Source organism: Pseudomonas frederiksbergensis (genome assembly GCF_003732665.1).
GTDB classification, from domain to species: domain Bacteria; phylum Pseudomonadota; class Gammaproteobacteria; order Pseudomonadales; family Pseudomonadaceae; genus Aquipseudomonas; species Aquipseudomonas frederiksbergensis_G.
Window position 1 is genome coordinate 254626 of record NZ_MOBP01000009.1, and the last position, 23021, is coordinate 277646.

21 protein-coding genes are annotated in these 23021 nt (G+C 59.9%); 8 read left to right on the top strand and 13 right to left on the bottom strand.

Going from position 1 to position 23021, the window contains the following annotated elements; translation table 11 throughout:
• Positions 1 to 95: 95 nt before the first annotated feature.
• Positions 96 to 1277 carry a CaiB/BaiF CoA transferase family protein gene (locus tag BK665_RS16070; RefSeq protein WP_123407104.1) on the bottom strand — a complete coding sequence of 394 codons (1182 nt, stop codon included), beginning with the start codon at positions 1275 to 1277 and terminating at the stop codon, positions 96 to 98.
• A 144-nt stretch (positions 1278 to 1421) separates the two neighbouring features.
• Complete coding sequence (locus BK665_RS16075) at positions 1422 to 2756, bottom strand: dicarboxylate/amino acid:cation symporter (RefSeq protein WP_123407106.1); 1335 nt, start codon at positions 2754 to 2756, stop codon at positions 1422 to 1424.
• 340 nt (positions 2757 to 3096) lie between these two features.
• Between BK665_RS16075 and BK665_RS16080 the strand changes: the two genes are divergently transcribed.
• Entirely contained in the window at positions 3097 to 4095 is a 999-nt protein-coding gene (locus BK665_RS16080) for an AraC family transcriptional regulator (protein ID WP_123407108.1), read from the top strand.
• 160 nt (positions 4096 to 4255) lie between these two features.
• Here BK665_RS16080 and BK665_RS16085 read toward each other — a convergent pair whose 3' ends face one another.
• The 3 genes from BK665_RS16085 to BK665_RS16095 all read right to left on the bottom strand — a co-directional run bounded on the left by BK665_RS16085 (position 4256) and on the right by BK665_RS16095 (position 6999).
• Positions 4256 to 5602: an ATP-binding protein gene (locus tag BK665_RS16085; protein ID WP_123407110.1), complete on the bottom strand. Its 1347-nt coding sequence runs from the start codon at positions 5600 to 5602 to the stop codon at positions 4256 to 4258.
• Entirely contained in the window at positions 5599 to 6276 is a 678-nt protein-coding gene (locus tag BK665_RS16090; protein ID WP_008029360.1) for a response regulator, read from the bottom strand. Before BK665_RS16090 ends, BK665_RS16085 begins: the two co-directional genes overlap by 4 nt.
• A gap of 120 nt (positions 6277 to 6396) precedes the next feature.
• A complete protein-coding gene (locus BK665_RS16095; RefSeq protein WP_054054834.1) occupies positions 6397 to 6999 on the bottom strand; it encodes an outer membrane beta-barrel protein in 603 nt (200 codons plus the stop codon).
• Between the two features lie 146 nt (positions 7000 to 7145).
• Between BK665_RS16095 and BK665_RS16100 the strand changes: the two genes are divergently transcribed.
• On the top strand, positions 7146 to 7937 hold the full coding sequence (locus tag BK665_RS16100; protein WP_123407112.1) for a dienelactone hydrolase family protein: 792 nt from the start codon (positions 7146 to 7148) through the stop codon (positions 7935 to 7937).
• 165 nt (positions 7938 to 8102) lie between these two features.
• Positions 8103 to 8828 (top strand): 4'-phosphopantetheinyl transferase family protein, encoded by a 726-nt coding sequence (locus tag BK665_RS16105; protein WP_221179253.1) that lies wholly within the window; start codon positions 8103 to 8105, stop codon positions 8826 to 8828.
• A gap of 127 nt (positions 8829 to 8955) precedes the next feature.
• On the opposite strand, the gene BK665_RS16110 is transcribed toward BK665_RS16105, so the two are convergent.
• A complete protein-coding gene (locus tag BK665_RS16110) occupies positions 8956 to 10566 on the bottom strand; it encodes an ATP-binding protein (protein WP_123407116.1) in 1611 nt (536 codons plus the stop codon).
• Positions 10563 to 11279 (bottom strand): response regulator, encoded by a 717-nt coding sequence (locus BK665_RS16115; RefSeq protein ID WP_123407118.1) that lies wholly within the window; start codon positions 11277 to 11279, stop codon positions 10563 to 10565. Before BK665_RS16115 ends, BK665_RS16110 begins: the two co-directional genes overlap by 4 nt.
• A gap of 733 nt (positions 11280 to 12012) precedes the next feature.
• Between BK665_RS16115 and BK665_RS16120 the strand changes: the two genes are divergently transcribed.
• Entirely contained in the window at positions 12013 to 14907 is a 2895-nt protein-coding gene (locus tag BK665_RS16120; RefSeq protein ID WP_123407120.1) for a ribonucleoside-diphosphate reductase subunit alpha, read from the top strand.
• A gap of 277 nt (positions 14908 to 15184) precedes the next feature.
• Here BK665_RS16120 and flgE read toward each other — a convergent pair whose 3' ends face one another.
• The 6 genes from flgE to BK665_RS16150 all read right to left on the bottom strand — a co-directional run bounded on the left by flgE (position 15185) and on the right by BK665_RS16150 (position 20313).
• The gene (gene flgE, locus BK665_RS16125) at positions 15185 to 16516 is read right to left on the bottom strand and encodes a flagellar hook protein FlgE (protein ID WP_123407122.1); all 1332 of its coding nucleotides are present in this window, start codon (positions 16514 to 16516) and stop codon (positions 15185 to 15187) included.
• Between the two features lie 31 nt (positions 16517 to 16547).
• A complete protein-coding gene (gene flgD, locus BK665_RS16130) occupies positions 16548 to 17273 on the bottom strand; it encodes a flagellar hook assembly protein FlgD (protein ID WP_123407124.1) in 726 nt (241 codons plus the stop codon).
• Positions 17274 to 17288: 15 nt separating this feature from the next.
• The gene (gene flgC / locus BK665_RS16135; RefSeq protein WP_046046514.1) at positions 17289 to 17732 is read right to left on the bottom strand and encodes a flagellar basal body rod protein FlgC; all 444 of its coding nucleotides are present in this window, start codon (positions 17730 to 17732) and stop codon (positions 17289 to 17291) included.
• A gap of 3 nt (positions 17733 to 17735) precedes the next feature.
• The gene (gene flgB / locus BK665_RS16140) at positions 17736 to 18143 is read right to left on the bottom strand and encodes a flagellar basal body rod protein FlgB (RefSeq protein ID WP_027923954.1); all 408 of its coding nucleotides are present in this window, start codon (positions 18141 to 18143) and stop codon (positions 17736 to 17738) included.
• Positions 18144 to 18506: 363 nt separating this feature from the next.
• Positions 18507 to 19334 (bottom strand): protein-glutamate O-methyltransferase CheR, encoded by an 828-nt coding sequence (cheR, locus tag BK665_RS16145; RefSeq protein ID WP_123407125.1) that lies wholly within the window; start codon positions 19332 to 19334, stop codon positions 18507 to 18509.
• A gap of 46 nt (positions 19335 to 19380) precedes the next feature.
• The gene (locus BK665_RS16150; protein ID WP_123407127.1) at positions 19381 to 20313 is read right to left on the bottom strand and encodes a chemotaxis protein CheV; all 933 of its coding nucleotides are present in this window, start codon (positions 20311 to 20313) and stop codon (positions 19381 to 19383) included.
• 85 nt (positions 20314 to 20398) lie between these two features.
• Here BK665_RS16150 and flgA point away from each other — a divergent pair, with 85 nt between their 5' ends.
• The 4 genes from flgA to BK665_RS16170 all read left to right on the top strand — a co-directional run bounded on the left by flgA (position 20399) and on the right by BK665_RS16170 (position 22992).
• Entirely contained in the window at positions 20399 to 21160 is a 762-nt protein-coding gene (gene flgA / locus BK665_RS16155) for a flagellar basal body P-ring formation chaperone FlgA (RefSeq protein WP_123407129.1), read from the top strand.
• A 150-nt stretch (positions 21161 to 21310) separates the two neighbouring features.
• Positions 21311 to 21637, top strand: coding sequence for a flagellar biosynthesis anti-sigma factor FlgM (gene flgM / locus BK665_RS16160; RefSeq protein ID WP_123407131.1), 327 nt, complete (start codon positions 21311 to 21313; stop codon positions 21635 to 21637).
• Between the two features lie 49 nt (positions 21638 to 21686).
• Positions 21687 to 22154 carry a flagellar protein FlgN gene (locus BK665_RS16165; protein ID WP_123407133.1) on the top strand — a complete coding sequence of 156 codons (468 nt, stop codon included), beginning with the start codon at positions 21687 to 21689 and terminating at the stop codon, positions 22152 to 22154.
• A 91-nt stretch (positions 22155 to 22245) separates the two neighbouring features.
• On the top strand, positions 22246 to 22992 hold the full coding sequence (locus tag BK665_RS16170; protein WP_123407135.1) for a flagellar brake protein: 747 nt from the start codon (positions 22246 to 22248) through the stop codon (positions 22990 to 22992).
• The last annotated feature ends 29 nt before the right edge of the window (positions 22993 to 23021 follow it).

Sequence of the window (23021 nt, forward strand, 5' to 3'; positions counted from 1 at the left end):
CCACGCTCCTGCGTGGGAATGCCGCCATGGACGCTCCGCGTCCTCTGTGACGCGGAGCGTCACGGGATGCATTCCCACGCGGAGCGTGGGAACGATCAACTTACGACTTTCGCCGCACGCAATTCCTTGATCCGCTGCGCACTAAACCCCAACTCCCCCAACACCTGATCCGTATGCGCCCCCACCGCCGCACCGATATGCCGTGGTTCAGGCAATCCCTCGGAAAACTTCAACGGGCACGCCATCTGCTTCTGGCTCGATCCATCCCCCCGAGGCACTTCAGTCACCAATCCCCGCGCCTGTAGCTGCGGATGGCGCACCGCCTCAGCCACGCTCAACACCGGCTCGACACACGCGTCGACGTCGGCAAACAACGCACACAATTGAGCGAAGTCGTGTTTCTCGAATTCAACCTTCAACTCATTCTTCAGCGCCTGTTGCTGCTCGGGTTTGGGCGACAGCCCTTGAGCCGCCAGTTCCGGTCGCCCCAGCGCCGTACACAGTTGCTGCATAAACGCCGGTTCCAGGCTGCCCACCGACAGCCAGCGGCCATCCCGGGAGCGGTAGTAGTCATAGAAGCTGCCGCCATTGAGCATCTGGTCCTCGTAGCCCGGCTCCACGCCGCAAGCGAGGTAACCGGCACCGGCCATGGCGTTCAGGCTGAAGGCGCAGTCGGTCATGCTCACGTCCAGATGCTGGCCCTGCCCCGTCTGCTGCCGGGCGATCACCGCCGCCAGCAGGCCGATCACCCCGTGCAGCGAACCACCGGCGATATCCGCCACTTGCATGCCCAGCGGCAACGGACCGCTGTCGGCGCGACCGGTGTAGCTCGCCAGCCCGGCCAGCGCCAGGTAGTTGATGTCGTGGCCAGCGCGGTCCTTGTAGGGGCCGGTCTGCCCATAACCGGTGATCGACACGTAGATCAGCTTCGGATTGATCGCCTTCAATGCGTCATAACCCAGGCCCAGGCGCTCCATCACACCGGGACGGAACTGCTCCAGCACGATGTCGTAATCCGCCAGCAACTGCTTGATCACTTCCAGTGCTTCGGGCTGCTTGAGGTCCAACGCGAGGCTGCGCTTGTTGCGGTTCAAATAAGCGTGGCTGGCGGAGACGCCCTGATCGTGGGGCGGCAGCACTCGCAGCAGGTCCAGGCGCGTCGGCGATTCGATGCGCAGCACCTCGGCGCCCATGTCCGCCAGCAACAACGAGGCGAACGGCCCCGGCAGCAGTGTGGAGAAATCCAGAACCTTGAGTGATGCCAGTGGACCGAGCATGGGTGTTCTCCTTGAGCGATGCCTCCAGACTAGGCAACCGAAGGCATTGCAGCAATCACCTGATGGGTCAGCAGAAGTGGCCGTTTCGCTCAAACCCCAGGCATGAAAAAACCCGCCGAAGCGGGTTTTTCATTGCAGCGTGTCTTATTTGACGTTGCTTGGGGTTGGGCCTTCGGCCACACCCAGGTCGTCTTCTACGCGCTCGTCGGAGATACCGCGACCGCCAGAAGCCAGCTCGGCCTGCATCACGTCGGTGTCCAGCTCCTTGACCCACTTGGCCACCACCAGGGTGGCAACAGCGTTACCCACCAGGTTGGTCAGGGCGCGGGCTTCGGACATGAAGCGGTCGATGCCGAGGATCAGCGCCAGACCGGCAACCGGCAAGTGGCCTACAGCCGACAAGGTTGCAGCCAGTACGATGAAGCCCGAACCGGTCACGCCAGCCGCGCCTTTGGAGGACAGCAGCAACACCACCAGCAGGGTGATCTGGTGGGTGATGTCCATGTGGGTGTCGGTCGCCTGAGCGATGAACACGGCCGCCATGGTCAGGTAGATCGCCGTACCGTCGAGGTTGAACGAGTAACCGGTCGGAATCACCAGGCCCACGACAGATTTCTTCGCGCCCAGACGCTCCATTTTGATCAGCATGCGTGGCAGTACCGATTCCGAAGAAGAAGTACCCAGCACGATCAACAGTTCTTCACGGATGTAGCGAATCACTTTCAGCACGCTGAAGCCGTGAGCGCGAGCGATACCGCCCAGCACCACCAGCACGAACAGCAGGCAAGTGATGTAGAAGCACGCCATCAACTGGCCCAATTGCACCAGCGAACCCACACCGTAGGCACCGATGGTGAACGCCATGGCGCCCAGGGCACCCAGTGGCGCGAGCTTCATGATCATGTTGATGATGTTGAACATCACGTGGGCGAAGCGATCGATGAAGTCCAGGATCGGCTTGCCGTAGGCACCCAGGCGATGCAGGGCGAAACCGAAGATCACCGAGAACATCAGCACTTGCAGAATGTCGCCGGTGGCGAACGCGCCGAAGATGGTGTTCGGGATTACGTTGAGCAGGAAGCCGATAACGCTTTGATCAGCACCGGCAGCGACGTATTGCGCGACTTTGGAGGCATCCAGAGTGGTCACGTCGATGTGCATGCCGGCACCCGGCTGGACGATGTTGACCACCACCAGGCCGACCAGCAACGCGATGGTCGAAACGATTTCGAAGTAGAGCAGCGCGTAACCGCCGGTCTTGCCCACGGATTTCATGCTCTGCATGCCAGCGATACCGCTGACGACGGTGCAGAAGATGATTGGGGCGATGATCATTTTGATCAGTTTGATGAACCCGTCACCCAGTGGCTTGAGGGCCACACCGGTCTGCGGGTAGAAGTGACCGACCAGGATGCCGATGGCGATGGCAACGATCACCTGAAAATACAGGGATTTGTACAGTGGCTGACGAGTCGTCATTGCAAAGTTCCTCAAGAGTGCCCCATCACAACATCCATCTGTTGCCCGTGACACTTCATTTGCGAACCCTCCTGCACTGGAGGGATTTGTTTTGTCGAGCTGCGCAACGGCAAGCATCTGCCAGTTGTATCGCAAAGCCCGTGCCACCTTCGCCGAAATCCCTGCAAGCCTTTTGACATCAAGGGCTGCGGGGTTTTCTTTGTCACCGGTCGGTTACAGCAATGTGGCGGATTTCCGCCGTTCCTACAAACCTCGTCCTACAATTTGGCGGATATCCGCCTTGTTCCTCGCCAAGTCCTGCCGCTACCATCGGCCGCTTAATGGACGGACCTGCCCTTTTATGCGCGAACGCACCATCGCCAGTCATTTCGCCCGTGCCGCCCTCGGTGGTGCGCGTCGGCGTGGCTATGATTATTGCGGCCTGTTGTTACAACTGGGAATCAGCCCCGAGTTGCTCGACGAGCCCCGGGCACGCATCGCGCCGGAGCAGTTCACCCGGCTGATCCAGAGCCTGTGGCTGGCCCTGGACGACGAATACCTGGGATTCGGGCAGGCCCCGAGCAAACCGGGCAGTTTCGCCATGATGTGCCATGCCATCATCCACTGCCGCAACCTGGATAAAGCACTGCATCGCGGCTTATTGTTTTATAGCCTATTCCCCGAGGCTCCGCGCCTGACCCTGAGCCGGGAAGGCGAAATGATCCGCCTGAGCCTCGACGATTCGCAGCTTTGGGACCCGGACCACTTCCTCACGGAAAGTTTGCTGGTCATCTGGCATCGCCTCGGCAGTTGGCTGATCGGCCAGCGCATTCGCCTGGAGCAAGCGACGTTCAGTTATGCGAAACCCGAGCACGGGGCCGAATACGATCTGCTGTTTCCCTGCCATTTGGCGTTCTCGACGCAGCAAAGCAGCCTGGTGTTTCACAGCCGCTACCTGAACATGCCGCTGTTGCAGGACGAACGCACCCTCAAGCATTTCCTCGAACGCTCCCCCGCCGACCTGTTGTCACGCCCGGACGACGGCGACAGTTTGAGCAGCCAGTTGCGCCGCCTGCTCAGCCGCGACAGTGCGCGTTGGCCCGACCTGGAAGCCGTGGCCACGCATTTGCACATCAGCCCACAAACCCTGCGCCGGCATTTGCGTGAAGAAGGCAGTAGTTTTCAGGAATTGAAGGACCAGTTGCGTCGGGACATTGCGATTTATCACCTGGGGCGGGCGGATCTGTCGTTGCAACAGATTGCCGAGCAACTGGGGTTTTCCGAGCCGTCGGCGTTTCATCGGGCGTTCAAGAAATGGACTGGATTGACGCCGGGGGCTTATCGGGCGCAGGAGAATTGAAGGCATCTTCGGGCTTTGTGGTGGATGTGCCGGCCCCTCCGCGAGCAAGCCCGCTCCCACAGGAATCCCGGGTGTCCACAAATAATGCGTTCACCTCAGATCCCCTGTGGGAGCGGGCTTGCTCGCGAAGAGGCCCAAAAGACCGCCATCAAACTACCGATCAAACCACCGGAAAATGAATCCGGAACGCCGCCCCGCCCAACGCCGAATCCCCCAGGGTCAATTTGGCGCTGTAGCTCTCGATGATGTCCTTGACCACCGCCAACCCGATCCCCTGCCCCGGATGCTGGCGATCTAGCCGTTCGCCCCTTTGCAGAATCCGCGCGCGCTGGTCCGGCGGCACGCCCGGCCCGTCATCTTCCACGCATAACTCAATCCCGCTCAGGGTTTCGCGCACGCTGATGCGCACTTCGCTCAGGCACAGGCGATAGGCGTTTTCCAGCAGGTTGCCCATCATTTCCAGCAAGGCGCCCTGCTCGATCGGCACATAACAATGCTCGGGCAAATCGAAGGCTACCCGCACGCGTTTGTCACGGTAGACCTTGTCCAGCGTATCGCACAGGCTCTGCAGCACCGGGCGCAGGCGCACCTGATGGCGCACCAGGCCACTTTTGCGCAGGCTGGCGCGCTGCAATTGGTAGCTGATCTGCTGGCTCATGCGTTCGATCTGCGATTGCAGGACCCAGGCCTGGTCGCGATCCGCCGGGCGCTGGGCCATGTCTTCGCTGACGCCTTGCAACACGGTCAACGGGGTTTTCAGGCTGTGGGCCAAATCGTCAAGGGAATCGCGATAGCGGCTGCGCTGTTCGCGCTCGCTGTGCAGCAAGCGGTTGAGGGAGCCGGTCAGGCGCAGCAGTTCCCGGGGGTGTTCTTCGCTGAGGCTTTGGCGGGTGCCGCTTTCGATTTCGTCCAGTTCCTGGCTCAAGCGGCGCAAGGCCTGCAAGCCCCAGGTCAGGCCGATCCAGAGCAACGCCAAGAGCACGAGTAACGCCGCGCCGAAGCCCAGATAGAGGTTTTCCCGCAGGCCTTCGACGGTGACTTCGTACTCGCGCACCGGTTGCAGGGCGACGATGCTGAACGCCGCGCTTTTGCCGCCGAGCAACTTGACCTCGACGTCATAGACGAAGAATTCCTGGCCATTGGCTTCGCGAATCCGCGCAAATTCATTGCCGCGCCCGTCATAGCGCGGCTTGTAGTTGATGTTCTCTTCCTGGGTGGCTTTCGAGCGCCAGACCAGATGCCCTTCGCGATCGTAGATGTAGCCGAGCAAGCGGCTGTCGGTGAGATTGAAACGCTCATCGGGCAACTGCAACGGCATCTGCAAGCGGTTGTTTTCCACCCGTGCGGCGGAGATCAACGTAGTGACGTCCGAGGCCAGGCGTTGCTCGATGGAATCCTGCAACGCCAGGCTGAACGCACCCTGCATCGCCGGCAGCAACGCCAGCATGAACAACACCGCCAACAGCGTGGCGGCGAGCATCAGGCGAACGCGAAGGGAACGAATCAAGTGCAGCGCTCATTAAACAGGTAGCCGAGGCCGCGCACGGTGTCGATCGGCTTGAACCCCGCCGGGCCTTCGAGTTTGCGGCGCAAGCGGCCGACCAGCACTTCGATCACGTTCGGATCGCGCTCGTCGTCGTCCGGATAGAGCTGTTCCATCAAGCGGTCCTTGGCCACCACTTGCTGGTGATGGCGCATCAGGTACTCGAGGATCCGGTATTCGTAGGCAGTCAGCGCCAGCGGCTGTTCGTCGAGGGACGCCTGCTTGCGATTGAGGTCGAGCAACAAGGGACCTGCGACGATGGTCGACTGGGTGAAACCGCTGGAACGGCGCAACAAGGCATTGAGCCGGGCGTCCAGCTCTTCGAACTGGAACGGCTTGACCACGTAATCGTCAGCCCCGGCGGCCAGGCCTTCGACCTTGTCCTGCCAGTTGCCGCGAGCCGTGAGGATCAGGATCGGAAAGGTCTTGCCCCGGGAGCGCAGTTGACGAATCAGGTCGAGGCCGCCCATGCCCGGCAGGCCGAGGTCGATCACCGCCAGGTCATGGTTGAACTGCTCGGTCTGGTACAGCGCCTCTTCGGCGTTGGCCACGGATTCGACCACGTGGCCACTATCCGTCAGGCGGGTTTGCAAGTGATGGCGCAACAGCGCTTCATCTTCGACGACCAGCAGTTTCATAACGCTCTCCCGGGCAAAACAACATCTCCAGAGGTACGTGCGCGTACCTCGATGGCTAACATGGCGACGCCGGATCACCCGTTTTGGGTGACCCGGCGCAGGTCAGGCACCAACCGCTTATTAGAAAGCGTAGTTGGCCGACAGGTACGTCTGGGCGCTGCTGTTCAAGGCCAGCGACCCTTGTTTGCTGCCACCGCGCTCGCTCATTTCGGTGCTGGCATTGCTGCGCAGGTAACGGTAACCCAGCTCGACCGAGGTGTTCTGGGAAACTTGCTGCAACACACCGACCTGGCCGCCGAGGGCGTAACCGATGTCGCTGTCGCGGCTGAAGCCTGGGGACTCTTGCGTCATTTTGGTGATCCCCGCCGTGGCACCGCCGAACAACTTGGTGCTGCCGCCTACCGGGTAGAACAGATCGTAGCTGCCCAGCAGGTTTTCCTGGCGCAGTTTAATGCCATTGTGCGAGCCCGACACGTTGTCGTAAGTGGCGTAGTAACGGCCCTGGCTGTTTTGCTGGCCCAGACGCACACCCCAGGTGGTGTCCTTGCCGATCACGCCGTCGGCGTTCGGGCTGTTGAGGTTGTCGTTCAAGGCGTGGGATTTTTTAACCTTGTCGCTGGTTTGGCCGAGCGTCAGGCCGGCGAAGGTTTCGTCGGTGGCGTGGGCCGCGGCGCTGGCGCTCAAAACGGTGAAAGCCAGCAGCAGTTTTTTCAATCCAGTCATAGGAAGTTTCCTTATGCGCTATCGCTTTTTGGGTACGGGGCAAGGTTACTGACCCGGCCCTGAACTCCCCCTGAACGCACTCTGAACCTGAGCTGAATCAAATCGACTAGGCTCAATTGACGACTTTCTTTGCAGGAGAACCAACCATGCGCATGTTCCTCGCACTCGTCTTGCTGGCCTTGAGCGGGCTGACCCAGGCCGCGATCAAGACCCAGGAAATCCCGTACCAGAGCACGGATGGCACGAAAATGATCGGCTATTACGCCTATGACGACGCGATCAAAGGCCCGCGTCCGGGCGTGGTGGTGGTGCATGAGTTCTGGGGGCTGAACGATTACGCCAAGCGCCGGGCACGGGATTTGGCCGGGTTGGGTTACAGCGCATTGGCCATCGACATGTATGGCGGCGGCAAAAACACCGAACATCCGAAGGACGCCATGGCCTTCATGCAAGAAGCGTTGAAGGACAGCGCGGTGGCCAGTGCGCGCTTCCAGGCCGGGCTCGACCTGTTGAAACAACAGCCGCAGACCAATCCGGACAAACTCGCGGCCATCGGTTATTGCTTCGGCGGTGGCGTGGTGCTGAATGCGGCGCGCCAAGGGTTGCCGTTGAAAGGTGTGGTGAGTTTCCACGGCGCGCTGGCGACCAATACCCCGGCGACACCGGGCAGCGTGAAGGGCAAAATCCTGGTCGAGCATGGTGCCAAGGACAGCATGATCACGGCGGACAATGTGGCGGCGTTCAAGGCTGAGATGGACAAGGCTGGGGCTGACTACAAATTCGTCAGTCTGGCGGATGCCAAGCATGGGTTCACCAATCCGGATGCGGATCGGTTGGGTCATGGCGATCATGGCGGGCCGGATATTGGCTACAACAAGGCGGCGGATGAAAGTTCGTGGGCGGATATGAAGGCGTTCTTCAAGAAAATCTTTGGCTAACGCAGATAGACCGCGGTGCGGCCTTCGCGAGCAAGCCCGCTCCCACAAGTGATCTCCTGTGCGGCCTAGATCCTGTGTGGGAGCGGGCTTGCTCGCGAATGGCCGCGCCGCCGATCCGAACCTTTGCACTACCCAGCCCCCGGACAACCCGGCAAAATGCCCGCCATGACCTCGACCCCCGCCCTACCCGCCTGCTGCACCCCACTCGAAGCCCATTGGCCGTTGCCCTTTGTGCTGCCCGATACCGTGCTGCTGAGCACGCACTTCGATACCTCAAAACTGGCCATCGATGACTTCCAGCGCAGCGCCATCGCGCCGCCGGCGAGCATTCAGCGTTCGGTGGCCAAGCGTCAGGCAGAATTCCTGGCCGGGCGGATCTGTGCCCGGGCCGCATTGCAGCAGTTGGAAGGGCTGAGTTTTGTCCCGGAGATTGGCGAAGACCGCGCACCGGTGTGGCCAGCGCACATCACCGGCTCGATCACCCACAGCACCGGCCGGGCTGCCGCGATTGTCGCGAACAAGGCGCACTGGCGCGGCTTGGGCATGGACCTGGAAAACCTGCTCGACCACGAACGGGCCGAACGCCTGGCCGGGGAAATCCTCACACCGCCAGAATTGCAGCGCATGGCCGCAGGTGCGAAAGATCAACTGGCGCTGCTGGTGACCCTCACGTTTTCGTTGAAGGAAAGTTTGTTCAAGGCGCTGTACCCGATCGTCCAGCAGCGCTTTTATTTCGAACATGCCGAAGTGCTGGAATGGACCGTGGACGGCCAGGTGCGGCTGCGGTTGCTGATGGATTTGTCCAGTGAATGGCGTAACGGCACGGAGCTGGAGGCGCAGTTTGGGGTGCAGGATGGGCAGTTGTTGAGTCTGGTCAGCATCAAGGCCTGAGATTTTCTGTGCCTGGGAGGGCCTCTTCGCGGGCAAGCCTCGCTCCTACAGGGGATCGTTGGTGTGGCGCAGATCCAGTGTGGGAGCGGGCTTGCTCGCGAAGACGGCCGATCAATCAGCGCACCTCTCAACGCTTCTCCTGATTGCGCGGCCAACTCAAACTGAAACACGCCCCACCCAGGCTTTTGCTCTTGCTGATCAGCGCCCGCCCGTCATGCCAATGCACAATGCGCCGCACAATCGACAACCCCAAACCATGCCCGCCCGACGCCCGGGTCCGGCTGTCATCCAGGCGCAAGAACGGGGTGAAGATTTTCTCCCAGGCCACTTCCGGCACACCCGGCCCGTCATCTTCGACGTCCACCCGGCAGCGCAACTGCCCCACCTGATAACTGACGGTCACCCGCGACTGCGCATGGCGCATGGCGTTGCTCACCAGGTTCTGCAAGGCGCGGTGCAGGTAGCGCGGCTCGGCTTCGACCCAGGCATCGTCGCAATCGGCGGCGGACAGGCACAACCCGCGCTGCACTGTGACTTCGGCGCGCAGCGGCGCCAGTTCCTCGATCACCTGATTGACCAGCGCGTCCAGATCGACCCGCTGGAAATTCAGCGCCGGCGAGCCCTGCTCCAACCGCGCATACGTGAGCATCTCGTCCACCAGTTTGTCGAGGTCCTCGATGTCGTGGTCCATGCCTTCGCGGTATTTTTCCAGGGCCTGGGGTGTGGTGGCCGAGCCGATCATCTCCAGGCCAAACCGCAGGCGCGCCACCGGGGTGCGCAGTTCGTGGGACACGGCGCGTACCAGTTCGCGCTGAATCGCCAACAACTGTTGCAAGTGCTCGGCCATGCCGTTGAACGCCGCCGCCAGCCGTCCGACCGAGTCCGCGCCCCGCGCCGGCACTCGGGTTTCCAGGCTGCCCTTGGCGATGCGCGTGGCGGCGGCTTCGAGGCCACGCAAGCGACGCTCCAGTTGCCGCACCAGCAGGTAGACGATCAACCCGATCAGGGTCAGCCCCAGCGCGGCGATCAGCACCAGCCACTCTGGCGGATACGGGTTCATCTGGAACAACGGGCCGATTTCCAGGACCCACGGCGTGCCGACCATCCCGGCAAAGACCCGGATCGAATCGCCGCCCTTGCCCAGGGCCATCACCGTGTCGCCTTCGGACACCCGGCGACTCTGATCCTCGTCCATGTCCGCCTGCTCGACCTTGACCAATCGCAGATCGAAGCCAAAACCTTTGTCTTCCTTCAATTGCGCCAGACGCGCAGGTTGCTCGGCGACTGGATAACGCACCAGTTCGTCGGCCAACAGGTAAATGGTGGCCCGGGCCAGTTGCTCGCTGATTTGCTGCACTTCGCCGGTGAGCACCAGTTGTTCCTTGTCGCTGACCAACCGATAGACCTTCGCCGCGTGAGGCCCGGTCTGCTCCACCAGCGCCTGGCCGCGCAGCACGCGGGTGCGCTGGGTCAGGTCGAGGTCGGTCTGGGAGAAGGTTTGCAACGCCAGCGGGATGCCCAACAGGCGTTCCCACACCAGTAACGCGCGGTGACGTTCGGTCTCGTTCATCGGCTGCAGGTTGTCGGCCATCAGCGAGAAGGTGCCGTGGGCCAGGCGCTCGCGGTATTGCTCGCTGCGCACCTGGTTGAGCAGGTGCAGCGCCAGCACGCCGAGCACCGCCACGAGGATCAGCGCCGCACACATGCCGCCGTAGATGCGCAGGAAGATCGAGTTCACAGCGTGCAGGCTTCCGGTACGAACAGATAACCCTTGCTGCGCACGGTCTTGATCAGGCGTGGATGCTCCGGGTCGTCGCCGATTTTCGGGCGGATGCGCGAGATGCGCACGTCGATGGAGCGGTCCTGGCCGTCGTAGCCGATACCGCGCAGGGCGGTGAAGATTTCTTCCCGGGACAGGATGCGCCCGGCGTTGGCCACCAGCAGCCACAGCAGGTCGAACTCGGCGCTGGTCAGTTCGATGCCGTTGTCGTTGAGCCAGGCTTCGCGCAGCGCGTTGTCCACCACCAACGGGCCGAATTGCAAACGGCGGAGTTTTTCCGGGGCCACTTCCGGTGCTTCGCTACGGCGCAACAACGCCTGGATGCGCGCCAGCAACAAGCGTGGGCGCACCGGTTTGCACACGTAGTCGTCGGCGCCCAGGTCCAGGCCAAGGATCTGATCGGTGTCATCGGTGCGGGCGGTGAGCATCAGGATCGGGCCGTCGTACTTGTCGCGCACCTTGCGGCAGATGCTCAGGCCATCCTCGCCGGGGAGCATCAGGTCGAGAATCACCAGGTCCGGTTGTTCCTTGATGATCCGCGCGGCGGCCAGGGCACCGTTGCCTTCGATCGATACGCGCAGGCCATTGGCTTCGAGGTAATCGCGGGTCAGTTCGGCCAGACGCTGGTCGTCTTCGACAATCAATACCTGCCAGGCTTCTTGCTGCTCCACGGTGACCTCTGCTTGCCAACAACACTAATAAGGAAGGATCCACCCGTCTTTTTGTAATGATTGGGGAGGATAAGAATGCGTGTATACCGGCCGATTGTATAAACGCCGCTCAACGAGAAAACAAGTCGGCAAATGCGTTCGGACAACCGGGGATTTTGTGATAGGGTTCGCGCCCTTAAAAAACCGCCCGGACTGTTTTCGGTTGTGAAAATACCGTGACAAACGGTCTACTCCAGTAGGGTCGCGGCCTACACGCTCTTTCTACGTTTCACACACAATTTACGCACAGGTTTATCCACAGGTAGTACGTTGCAATCACCCCCCAAAACGCATTATCTTGTACCTCGTCGCTGAAAAAACCCTACATGTAGGGTTTTTGCCAAAAAACCAAACACAAACCAGACACCGATTTCAAGCGCTTTTATTGCCTTTGTCTGGTTGAACCAAACGTATTTCAAGAAGCCCAAACCGCACGAGCGGATGGCTACTGTTTTTGAGCCCAAAAAGGCAAAAACGGTACGGGTGTTGCAGTCCCCAACTGTCGCCCCACAGGAATTCGGTTTTCAGCCCACGGCTTGAAACCAAAGACTTCGGCAAGGAAGCGGCGCTCAAAAGGCCCTTCCTGAACTGTCCCGAAGTTGTATGCCCGGCGCTCGCCGGTTGTAGTGCTTCAGGACGGAACGGTGGGCACCGTGATGGTGCCCAAACAAACATAGAGAACGTGGAGACACCCATGCAAACCGACACAACTCGCGAGAACCCGCAGGGCACCTTGCCGCAGGCCGCTGATTCGACTTCGGATCTGTCCGCCACCGCGCCTGGCCAACTGCGCGTGATCAAGCGTAACGGCACTGTCGTTCCTTACACCGATGACAAGATCACCGTCGCCATCACCAAAGCGTTTCTCGCAGTTGAGGGCGGCACCGCTGCCGCCTCGTCGCGAATCCACGACACCGTTGCCCGCCTGACCGAACAAGTCACCGCGACCTTCAAGCGTCGCATGCCTTCGGGCGGCACCATCCACATCGAAGAAATCCAGGACCAGGTCGAACTGGCCCTGATGCGTGCCGGCGAGCAGAAAGTGGCCCGCGACTACGTGATCTACCGTGACGGTCGTTCGAAAGAACGCGCTGCCCACGCGCCGACCGAAGAAGCCGTCAACGCTCACCCGTCGATCCGTATCACCCGCGCCGATGGCACCTTTGCTCCCCTGGACATGGGCCGCCTGAACACCATCGTCACCGAAGCGTGCGAAGGCCTGGAAGAGGTCGACGGCGACCTGATCCAGCGCGAAACCCTGAAGAACCTGTACGACGGCGTGGCCCTGACCGACGTCAACACCGCTCTGGTGATGACCGCCCGTACCCTGGTTGAGCGTGAGCCGAACTACTCGTTCGTTACCGCCCGCCTGCTGATGGACACCCTGCGTGCCGAAGGCCTGAGCTTCCTGGAAGTCGCTGAAAGCGCGACTCACCACGAAATGGTCGACCTGTATGCCAAGGCCCTGCCGGCCTACATCGCCAAGGGTATCGAATTCGAATTGCTGAACCCGATCCTGGCCACTTTCGACCTGGAAAAACTCGGCAAGGCGATCAACCACGAGCGCGATCAGCAGTTCACTTACCTGGGCCTGCAAACCCTGTACGACCGTTACTTCATCCACAAGGATGGTATCCGCTTCGAACTGCCGCAGATCTTCTTCATGCGCGTGGCCATGGGCCTGGCAATCGAAGAGAAGAACAAGGAAGACCGTGCGATCGAGTTCTACAACCTGTTGTCGTCCTTCGACTACATGTCCTCGACCCCGACCCTGTTCAACGCCGGCACCCTGCGTCCACAGCTGTCCAGCTGCTACCTGACCACCGTGCCGGATGACCTGTCGGGCATCTATCACGCGATCCACGACAACGCCATGTTGTCCAAATTCGCGGGCGGCCTGGGCAACGACTGGACGCCGGTTCGTGCCTTGGGTTCGTACATCAAGGGCACCAACGGCAAGTCCCAGGGCGTGGTTCCGTTCCTGAAAGTGGTGAACGACACCGCCGTCGCCGTTAACCAGGGTGGCAAGCGCAAAGGCGCTGTGTGTGCCTACCTGGAAACCTGGCACATGGACATCGAGGAGTTCATCGAACTCCGCAAGAACACCGGTGATGATCGTCGCCGTACCCACGACATGAACACCGCCAACTGGATCCCTGACCTGTTCATGAAGCGCGTCTTCGATGACGGCCCGTGGACCCTGTTCTCGCCATCCGAAGTACCGGATCTGCACGACCTGACCGGCAAGGCCTTTGAAGAGCGTTACGAGTACTACGAAGCCCTGTCCCAGTACCCAGGCAAGATCAAGCTGTTCAAGACCATCCAGGCCAAAGACCTGTGGCGCAAAATGCTGTCCATGCTGTTTGAAACCGGCCACCCTTGGCTGACCTTCAAAGACCCGTGCAACCTGCGCAGCCCGCAGCAGCACGTGGGCGTGGTCCACAGCTCGAACCTGTGCACCGAGATCACCTTGAACACCAACAAGGACGAGATCGCTGTTTGCAACCTGGGCTCGATCAACCTGCCGAACCACATCACCAACGGCAAGCTGGACACCGCCAAGCTGGAACGCACCGTGAACACCGCCGTTCGCATGCTCGATAACGTGATCGACATCAACTACTACTCGGTGCCACAAGCGAAGAACTCCAACTTCAAGCACCGTCCGGTCGGCCTGGGCATCATGGGCTTCCAGGATGCGCTGTACCTGCAGCACATTCCTTACGGTTCCGATGCTGCCGTCGAGTTCGCCGACAAGTCCATGGAAGCGGTCAGCTACTACGCGATCCAGGCTTCCTGCGACCTGGCCGACGAGCGCGGCGCCTACGAGACGTTCCAGGGTTCGCTGTGGTCCAAAGGCATCCTGCCGCTGGACTCGCAACAGATCCTGATCGAACAACGTGGCCAGAAGTACATCGACGTTGACCTGAACGAATCCCTGGACTGGGCACCGGTTCGCGCCCGTGTGCAGAAAGGCATTCGTAACTCCAACATCATGGCCATCGCACCGACCGCCACCATCGCCAACATCACTGGCGTGTCGCAGTCGATCGAACCGACCTACCAGAACCTCTACGTGAAATCGAACCTGTCGGGCGAATTCACCGTGATCAACCCGTACCTGGTTCGCGACCTCAAGGCTCGCGGTCTGTGGGACTCGGTCATGATCAACGACCTGAAGTACTACGACGGTTCGGTACAGCAAATCGAGCGCATCCCGCAAGAACTCAAAGAGCTCTACGCGACTGCTTTCGAAGTGGACACCAAGTGGATCGTTGACGCGGCCAGCCGTCGTCAGAAGTGGATCGACCAGGCGCAGTCCCTGAACCTGTACATCGCCGGCGCTTCGGGCAAGAAGCTGGACGTGACCTACCGCATGGCTTGGTATCGTGGCCTGAAAACCACTTACTACCTCCGTGCCCTGGCCGCGACCAGCACCGAGAAGTCGACCATCAACACCGGCAAGCTGAACGCTGTTTCCAGCGGCGGCAACCACGGTGAAGATTCGGTCCTGGCCGCCCCGGCCGGTCCGGCGCCAGTGCCTAAGGCCTGCGCGATTGACGAGCCGGATTGCGAAGCTTGCCAATAAGCTGAGCCGGTAGGCGCTGAAAGGCGCTTATCTGAAACCCCCGATGAGCCTCTGGCTGGTCGGGGGTTTTCTTTTGTCTGGGGGAAAGGGTTGTCTGGTCTGACGCCTTCGCGGGCAAGCCTCGCTCCTACAGGTTTTGTGTCGATCACAAACCTGTAGGAGCGAGGCTTGCTCGCGAAGAGGCCATCACTGCCAACACAAATCGCAGCCCGGCAACAAACCCCGGACATAAAAAAACCCCTCTTGCGAGGGGCTCTTTATGCCGCGCGCTCCAACATCAGGTCATCTGAATGATGGTCTGCATGATGGTGCTCTGGGTGGAGATGGTCTTGGCGTTCGCCTGGTAGTTGCTCTGCGCCTTGATCAGGTTGACCAGTTCGTTGGTCAGGTTGACGTTGGACTCTTCCAGGGAGTTGGACTGGATGGAACCCAGAGTGCCGGTTTCCGGCGCGTCGTAGCCCGGGATACCCGAAGCGAACGTCTCTTTCCAGCTGGTGCCGCCAATCGCTTGCAGGCCTTGTTCGTTAGTGAAGCTGGCCAGCGCAACCTGGCCGATGGCCTTGCTCTGGTTGTTGCTGAAGTTGGCGAACAGGGTGCCGGTGCCGTCGATGGTCAGGTTGGTGATCTGGCCGGTGGCGTAGCCATCCTGGGTCGGGATCGAACGCGCGGTGTCGGCGTTGTACTGGGTGGTATTGGCCATGGAGATGGTCACGCCTGCCGGGTTGGCGGCCGCGCCGTTGGCTTTCCAGACACCATTGGTGACGGTGCCTGGTATCCATTTTTTCATCGTCAGATCGCTGCTGATGATTGGAGTAGCACCGCCCGCCGGATCAGGCGTGCTGACCTGAGTCAACTTACCGTTGGTATCGAACGACAGGGTCGAAGCTACCGGGGCAGTGACTTTCGGGTCGCTGCCGGTAGCATCCGGGTTGCGGCCGTCGACCAGGGTGTAGACCTTCCAGGTATTGGAACCGGTTTTCACCATGTATTGATCCATGGTGTGCTGGTTGCCCTGGCTGTCATAGATCGGGGTGCTGAACGACTTGGTGTAGGTCGCCGTCAGCGTCGGGTCGAACTTGCCGGCCGGGACGGTATCGTCGATGACCGCAGCCGTCGAGTTCAGGTTGATTGTCGACGTCACGGTCGAAGTGGTCTTCGGCGCCAGGTTCGAGGTGTCGAGTTTCAGGTCGGTCAACACGCCGTTGATGATCTTGCCGTTGGCATCCACGCCGTAGCCTTGCAGGCGGGACGTGTAATCGGTGTTGGTGATGAAACCGTCCTTGTCGACCTTGAACGTACCGTTACGGGTGTAGGACGTGGAACCGTTGTTGTTCAGGGTGAAGAAACCAGAACCGTTGATGCCCATGTCCAGCACGTTACCGGTGTTGTTGATGTCACCTTGGGTGAACTGCTGGGACACGTTGGCCAGGCGCACGCCGCTGCCGACGACCTGGCTGCCGCTGCCGAGTTTGGTCGCCGAGTAGACGTCTTCAAATTCGGTACGGGAGGATTTGAAACCGGTGGTCGCGACGTTGGCGATGTTGTTGCCGGTCACGTCCAGTTGTTTGTTGGCTGCATAGAGACCGCTAAGGCCGATATTGAAAGACATATTCCACTCCTTTGTGCCGGATTAGTCGGCTCTATATACCAATGGTTTGAACTTTGGACAGGGCAACCGGGCCCAGGCCGGCGAGGTTGAGCATCAGCTCGCCGCCAGTCTGGCTGAGGGTCACGCTGTTGACGGTGGCCGGCAGGTAAACCGCCAGGTCCGTCGCCGTGCCGTTGACCGGTGCACTGGCCTTGATGGTGTAAGCGCCGACCGGAACGGGGTTGCCGCTCGAATCCTTGCCATCCCATGTAAAGCTGGAACTGCCGACCGCGCGGGTGCCGAGGTCGATGGTACGAACCGTCTTGCCGTCTTTGTCGGCAATGGTCACGGTGCCGCTGGCAATCGACGACGTCAGGTTCACCGAGCCGTTGACAGGCTTGGTCGGATCGTCGACCTGGATATTGTTGGTCTGCACGATCACGGAACGGCCGACCAGGGACGAAGCCTGCAATGCCTGGGAAGAGCTGTAGTTGCCGGCGATCGAGCTGACCGTGCTGTTGAGCGTGGTGATCCCTTCCAGGCTACTGAACTGGGCCAACTGGGCGACGAACGCACTGTTGTCCTGCGGGTCCAGCGGGTTCTGGTTTTTGAGCTGAGTAACCAGCAATTGCAGGAACGCATCCTTGCCCAACGTCTGGCCACCGGTCGCGGCGCCGGCCACGGAGCCAAGGCCATCGTTGGTGGTATTGGTTTTGACCGAAGAGTTGGCCAGGATGTCGTTAATGCTGAGGCCGCTGGTGGAATCGGTAACACTCATCTGAGTCGCCCCTTATCACTGACCGAGGGTCAGGACCTTCTGCATCATGGTTTTGGCGGTGTTCATCATTTCGGCGTTGGTCTGGAACGAACGGCTCGCGGAAATCATGTCGGCCATTTCTTCGACGACGTTGACGTTCGGGTAGTAGACGTAGCCCTTGGCGTCAGCCGCCGGATGATTCGGCTCGTAGCGCGCTTCAAGGTTGCTCTGGTCTTCGACCACACCCAGCACTTGCACGCCTTGGCCGGCGGCGTCCTGATTCTGGAACAGCGAATCACTGCCGCCGCTCTGGCCGCCCTGGAACATGGTGGCGAACACCGGGTGACGGGCGCGATAGGTCTGGTCGATGCTCGACGAAACGGTTTCGGCGTTGGCGATGTTCGAGGCGACGGTGTTCAGGCGAGTGGTCTGGGCACTCATGCCGCTACCGGCAATGTTGAAAACGCTGGCAAGTGACATGACTTACTCTCCACGCAGGGCTGAAACCAGCCCTTTGAATTTGCTGTTGAGCAGGGTGAAGCTGGCCTGGAAGCCGACCGCGTTTTCCGCGTAATTCGACTGCTCAAGCTGGGCGTCCACGGTGTTCTGGTCGATCGACGGTTGCATCGGCGTGCGATACAGCAGCGACTCGTCGCCATTGCCCAGTCCTTCAGCTTCGATATGACGGCTGTTGGTCATGTTCAAGGCGAAAGTACCGCCCTTGGTCTTCTCGTTCTGTGCGGCAAGCACTTTGGAGAAATCCAGATCCCGAGCCTTGTAGTTCGGGGTGTCGGCGTTGGCGATGTTGTTGGCCAGGACTTCGGCACGCTGGGCGCGGAAGCCCAGGGCTTGTTCGTGGATACCGAGCGCTTTATCGAAGCTGATGCTCATGTCGGGAAACCTTCGGGTGACCTGATTTTTCGTAACATGAACATAGCAAGCGGCGTGCCAATTCAAAAAAGCCCGTAAACCGGGGCTTTGCGGGCATCGGCAAAGCGGCAATGCCAGAAAAGCGGCAACGGGTTTCCGCTGGCTGCCGCTTTTCTGCCGCTTTCCCACGGGCAACACTTCCCCCCTGTGGGAGCGGGCTTGCTCGCGAAAGCGGTGGGTCAGTCGCTCGATTCATTGCCTGACCCACCGCTTTCGCGAGCAAGCCCGCTCCCACATTAAGGTCAGTGGTGTTTGCGGAAAATCATCACGCATAAAAAAGGGAGCCCCTGAGGACTCCCGTTTTTTATGGCTGCCGCTTTCGCATCACTTCGCCTGATAGATGATCCCCGGGCTGCACTGGACCATCTGGTAATGATCCGGCAAACCGTTCAGCGCTTCGGAAGCACCAAGGAACAAATAACCGCCCGGCTTCAACGTGCTGTGGATGCGCAACAGGATGTCTTTCTTCACCTCGGCGGAGAAGTAGATCAGCACGTTGCGGCAGAACACGATGTCGAACTTGCCCAGGGCCGCGTAGCTGTCCAGCAAGTTGAACGAGCGAAATTCCACGCGGCTCTTGATCGGCGCCTTGATGGCCCAGCGTCCCGGCCCTTTCGGGTCGAAGTAACGCTGCAGGCGCTCGGGCGACAGACCGCGGCCGATCGCCAGGCTGTCGTACTCGCCGGTCTTGCAGTTGGTCAGCATGGTGCCGGACAGGTCGGTGGCAATAATCTGCGCACCCATCTTCAACTGGCCCATGTTGGTCCGTTCGAACTCGTCGATCGACATGGACAACGAATACGGTTCCTGGCCCGACGAACAAGCCGCCGACCAGATGCGCAGGCGTTGACCGGGAGCTGCCTTGATCGCTTCGGGCAGCACCTTGTTCTTCAAGACTTCAAACGGATAGGTGTCACGAAACCACAGGGTTTCGTTGGTCGTCATGGCATCGACCACCATCTCGCGCAAACCGCTGCGCGGCTGGGTCTGGATGCGCTGGACCAGCTCACCCAAGGACTTGATGCCCTGCTGTTCCATCAGTTTATTGAGACGGCTCGAGACCAGGTACTGCTTGTTTTCACCGAGCAAAATGCCACAGGCTTTCTCCAGGAAGACCCGGAACTGTTCGAAATCCAAATTACCTGTAGACAAAGATACCGCCTCTTAAATCGTGTTGACCGCCAGGGGCAAAAGGCCCCTAGCTGATATCTGCTGCTTTGATCCGGTCGACTACCCGGGATGCCAGGTCATCAGGCCGGAATTTGGCCAGGAAGTCATCGGCACCGACTTTCTTGACCATCGCCTGATTGAACACACCCGACAACGAAGTATGCAGGATGATATGAAGCTTTTGCATGCGCGGGTCGCTGCGGATCTCCGCCGTCAGGGTGTACCCGTCCATCTCCGGCATCTCGATGTCGGAAATCATCATCAGGAACTCTTCTTCGGGCTTCTTGCCCTCATCAACCAGCTTGCGCAGGTAATCCAGCGCTTGCCGACCGTCGTTCAACGCCACCACTTCGACGCCGACCGTTTGCAGGCAACGCGAGACCTGCTTGCGCGCCACCGACGAGTCATCAACCGTCAACACCCGCAAGGACAACGCCTTGTGCTGGGTCTCGACATCGACCACACCGACCGAAATCGCTTCCGGTGTCGGCGCGACTTCCGCCAGGATCTTCTCCACGTCGATGATTTCGACTAACTGATTGTCGACCCGAGTCACAGCCGTGAGGTAATGATCGCGTCCCGTGCCCTTGGGCGGCGGATGGATCTCCTCCCAGTTCATGTTGACGATGCGCTCTACCGACCGGACCAGAAAGCCCTGGGTCTTGGTGTTGTACTCCGTGATGATCACGAAGGGACTGCTTTGGTCGAGCAGCCGACCGGAACCGGTGGCCATCGCCAGGTCCAGGATCGGGATGGTCGCCCCGCGAATATTTGCCACACCGCACACGACGGGACTGGACTTGGGCATCAAGGTCAGTTTGGGGCATTGCAGCACCTCACGAACCTTGAATACGTTGATCCCATAAAGCTGTTGGCCGTCGAGACGGAACAACAACAGCTCCAGGCGATTCTGCCCTACCAGTTGCGTGCGCTGGTTTACCGAATCCATTACACCAGCCATGCCCAGACTCCTACACCAACAACGCTAAGTTGTGTTGCGACGCACATTCATCACTAAACGGCACGGCGCTTGCTTTTTAACCCGTATGAACGAACAAACGACATTTTTCCGACGCCTGACATCAAACTACCGCAAATTGCTGTGCGTGGTGTCGGCTGTTTGCCTGTTAGCCCCTGGCAGCCCTGCCGTTGCTGATTCGGTTACCTTGCCTGATATGCTTATCGGCGTGACTCAGGGCTTTCTTGAATTCACCGTAGAAGACTATCTGGCCACCAGTCAAACGGAAGGCCGCTATGAAATCGAGGTCAAGCAGCTCGATCCGCGTCTGCGCATGCCCATGTGCGACAAGGAATTGACAGCCAGCCTGGAGAGCCCGGCCACCCCGATTGGCCGGGTCACGGTCAAGGTCCGCTGTGAGGGCAGCTCACCTTGGACGGTGTTCGTACCCGCTCAAGTGCGCCTGTTTCGCGACGTTGTGATCACCACTCGCCCGCTCAAGCGCGCCGGGATTATCGAACCCGGCGATGTGGCTTTGCGTGAGCGCGACATCAGCCTGATCAACCAGGGCTATTTCACCTCGGTTGACCAGGCCATCGGGCAGAAACTTACCCGACCAACGGTCGGCGACCAGGTCATTACCCTGGTTCATCTGGAACAGGCGGAAGTGGTGCGCAAAGGCGATCAGGTGGTGATCACCGCCCGCAGTGGTACGCTCAGTGTGCGGATGCCGGGCGAAGCCCTCTCCAATGGCGGCCTGGCCGAGCAAATACGGGTCAAAAACCTCAATTCCATGCGGGTCATCAAGGCGCAAGTCACCGCGCCGGGCCAAGTGGAAGTGTCCATGTAGAGGTGAAGCTATGGCGCTCTGGCAGGCTGTTACCTAAACTGTGCCCATGCAGCGCTGGCGCATGCAGCTCATTGCACAAATGAGCCTAAAGTTTTCGCAGGTAGTGCCGAAAACATGGCAAGCGTCCAAATACCCAGAGGTTTTTTTATCATGGTCATCGATTTCAGCCGTTTAAACAGCTCCTCGTCACTTACAGGCAGTACACGTACCAGCGTTGCCAAGGAAACCGCCGACGCCGGCAAATCCGCGCCGCTGAATACCCCGGCCGAACAGGCCAGTACCGTCAAAAGCGGGGAATCGGTACATCTCAGCAATGAGGCTCAACAGTTGCAGAAGGTCACTGACAAGCTGCGCGATCAGCCTGCCGTCGACAACGCCCGTGTGGCCGAGTTGAAAGCAGCGATTGCCGATGGCAGCTATAAAGTCGACAGCAGCCGTGTAGCCAGCAAACTGCTCAACTTCGAAGCCCAGCGCTAGGCCCACCGCCTGCGCCAGGCTTTTGGACGCTTAAAACCCAAGGCCAGCCATGCACGACACTAATCTACTGCAACTGATCACCGACGATTTTGCTCCAGCGCAACGCTTGCTGGAGTTACTGCAAACCGAGTCCCTCGCCTTGCACGGTCGTGACATGCCACTGCTCGAAGAGATTCTGGCGCAGAAACAGGCATTGATCATTTTGCTCGAACAGCATGGCCGCAAGCGCAGCGAAATCCTCGCCAGCCTCAACCTGCCCATCACTCGCAGCGGCCTTGAACAGCTCGCCAGCCATTCAAGCATTGGCGACCAGTTGCTGGAACAGAGCGATGTGCTGACCGATCTTCTGGCCCAGTGCCAGGCGGCCAACGTCAAGAATGGCCAGTCGATCCTGATGCAGCAGGCCGCCACGGCCAATCAGCTGAAAATCCTCACCGGTGGCGAACCTCCAGCGCTTTATGATGCTCGCGGATCAACCGCCAAGATGGCAAAGCCACGTCCGCTCAGTCAGGCTTGACCCCCCGCCCATGAGCACGCCCTATCAAGACGCGAAACATGCTGGCAGAATGCCGGCCAGTAGTCTTATTTTGTCTGGAGATTGATGAACCGTGTTCAATGCCTCAAGCGCGGAAGACGCTCCGCAACCACCCAAGGTGCTTACCACACCTCTGGAAATCTCCGGCAACCTTCGGCAGCTGCAAGACAGCCATGACCCGCTGATCATCACGTTCCATGAGCGCAGCCAGCGCTTCCAGAGCTATCTGGTGGACCTTGATCGTGACAGCAACATGATTGCCCTGGACGAGATGATCCCCCGCGACGGAGAACGCTTCCTGCTGGCCGGCGAACCCTTCAAGGTCGAAGGCTTTCATGACGGTGTGCGCATTGCCTGGGAAAGCAACGGCCCGCTGACTATCGACGAGTCCGGCGGTGGTCGTTGCTATCGTGGCGCGCTGCCTTCCGAAGTGGTTTACCACCAGCGCCGCAATGCCTTTCGCGCTGCGTTGAAGTTGGCGCAACTGGTCAATGTCGAGTTGGGCGGTGAAAAGCTCAAGGCGCCGATCAGTGGCAAGTTGCTGGACATCTCTGCCACCGGCTGCAAGCTGCGCTTCGAGGGCGACATCACCTCCAGCCTGCAACTGGGTCAGGTCTACGACCGCTTCATGGCCGCCCTGCCCTTTGGCAGCATGACCGCCCCGGTTGAACTGCGTTACCTGCACTTCGAAGAAAGAATCTCCACCACCTTCGCCGGCGTGCGCTTTCACAACATGAGCGGCCTGGTGCAACGGCAGGTCGAGCGCTTCGTCTATCAGCTGCAACGCGAAGCTCGACGCTTCGACAAAGACGACATGTAATACGGCGCTTCAATAAAAAACGGGCAGTC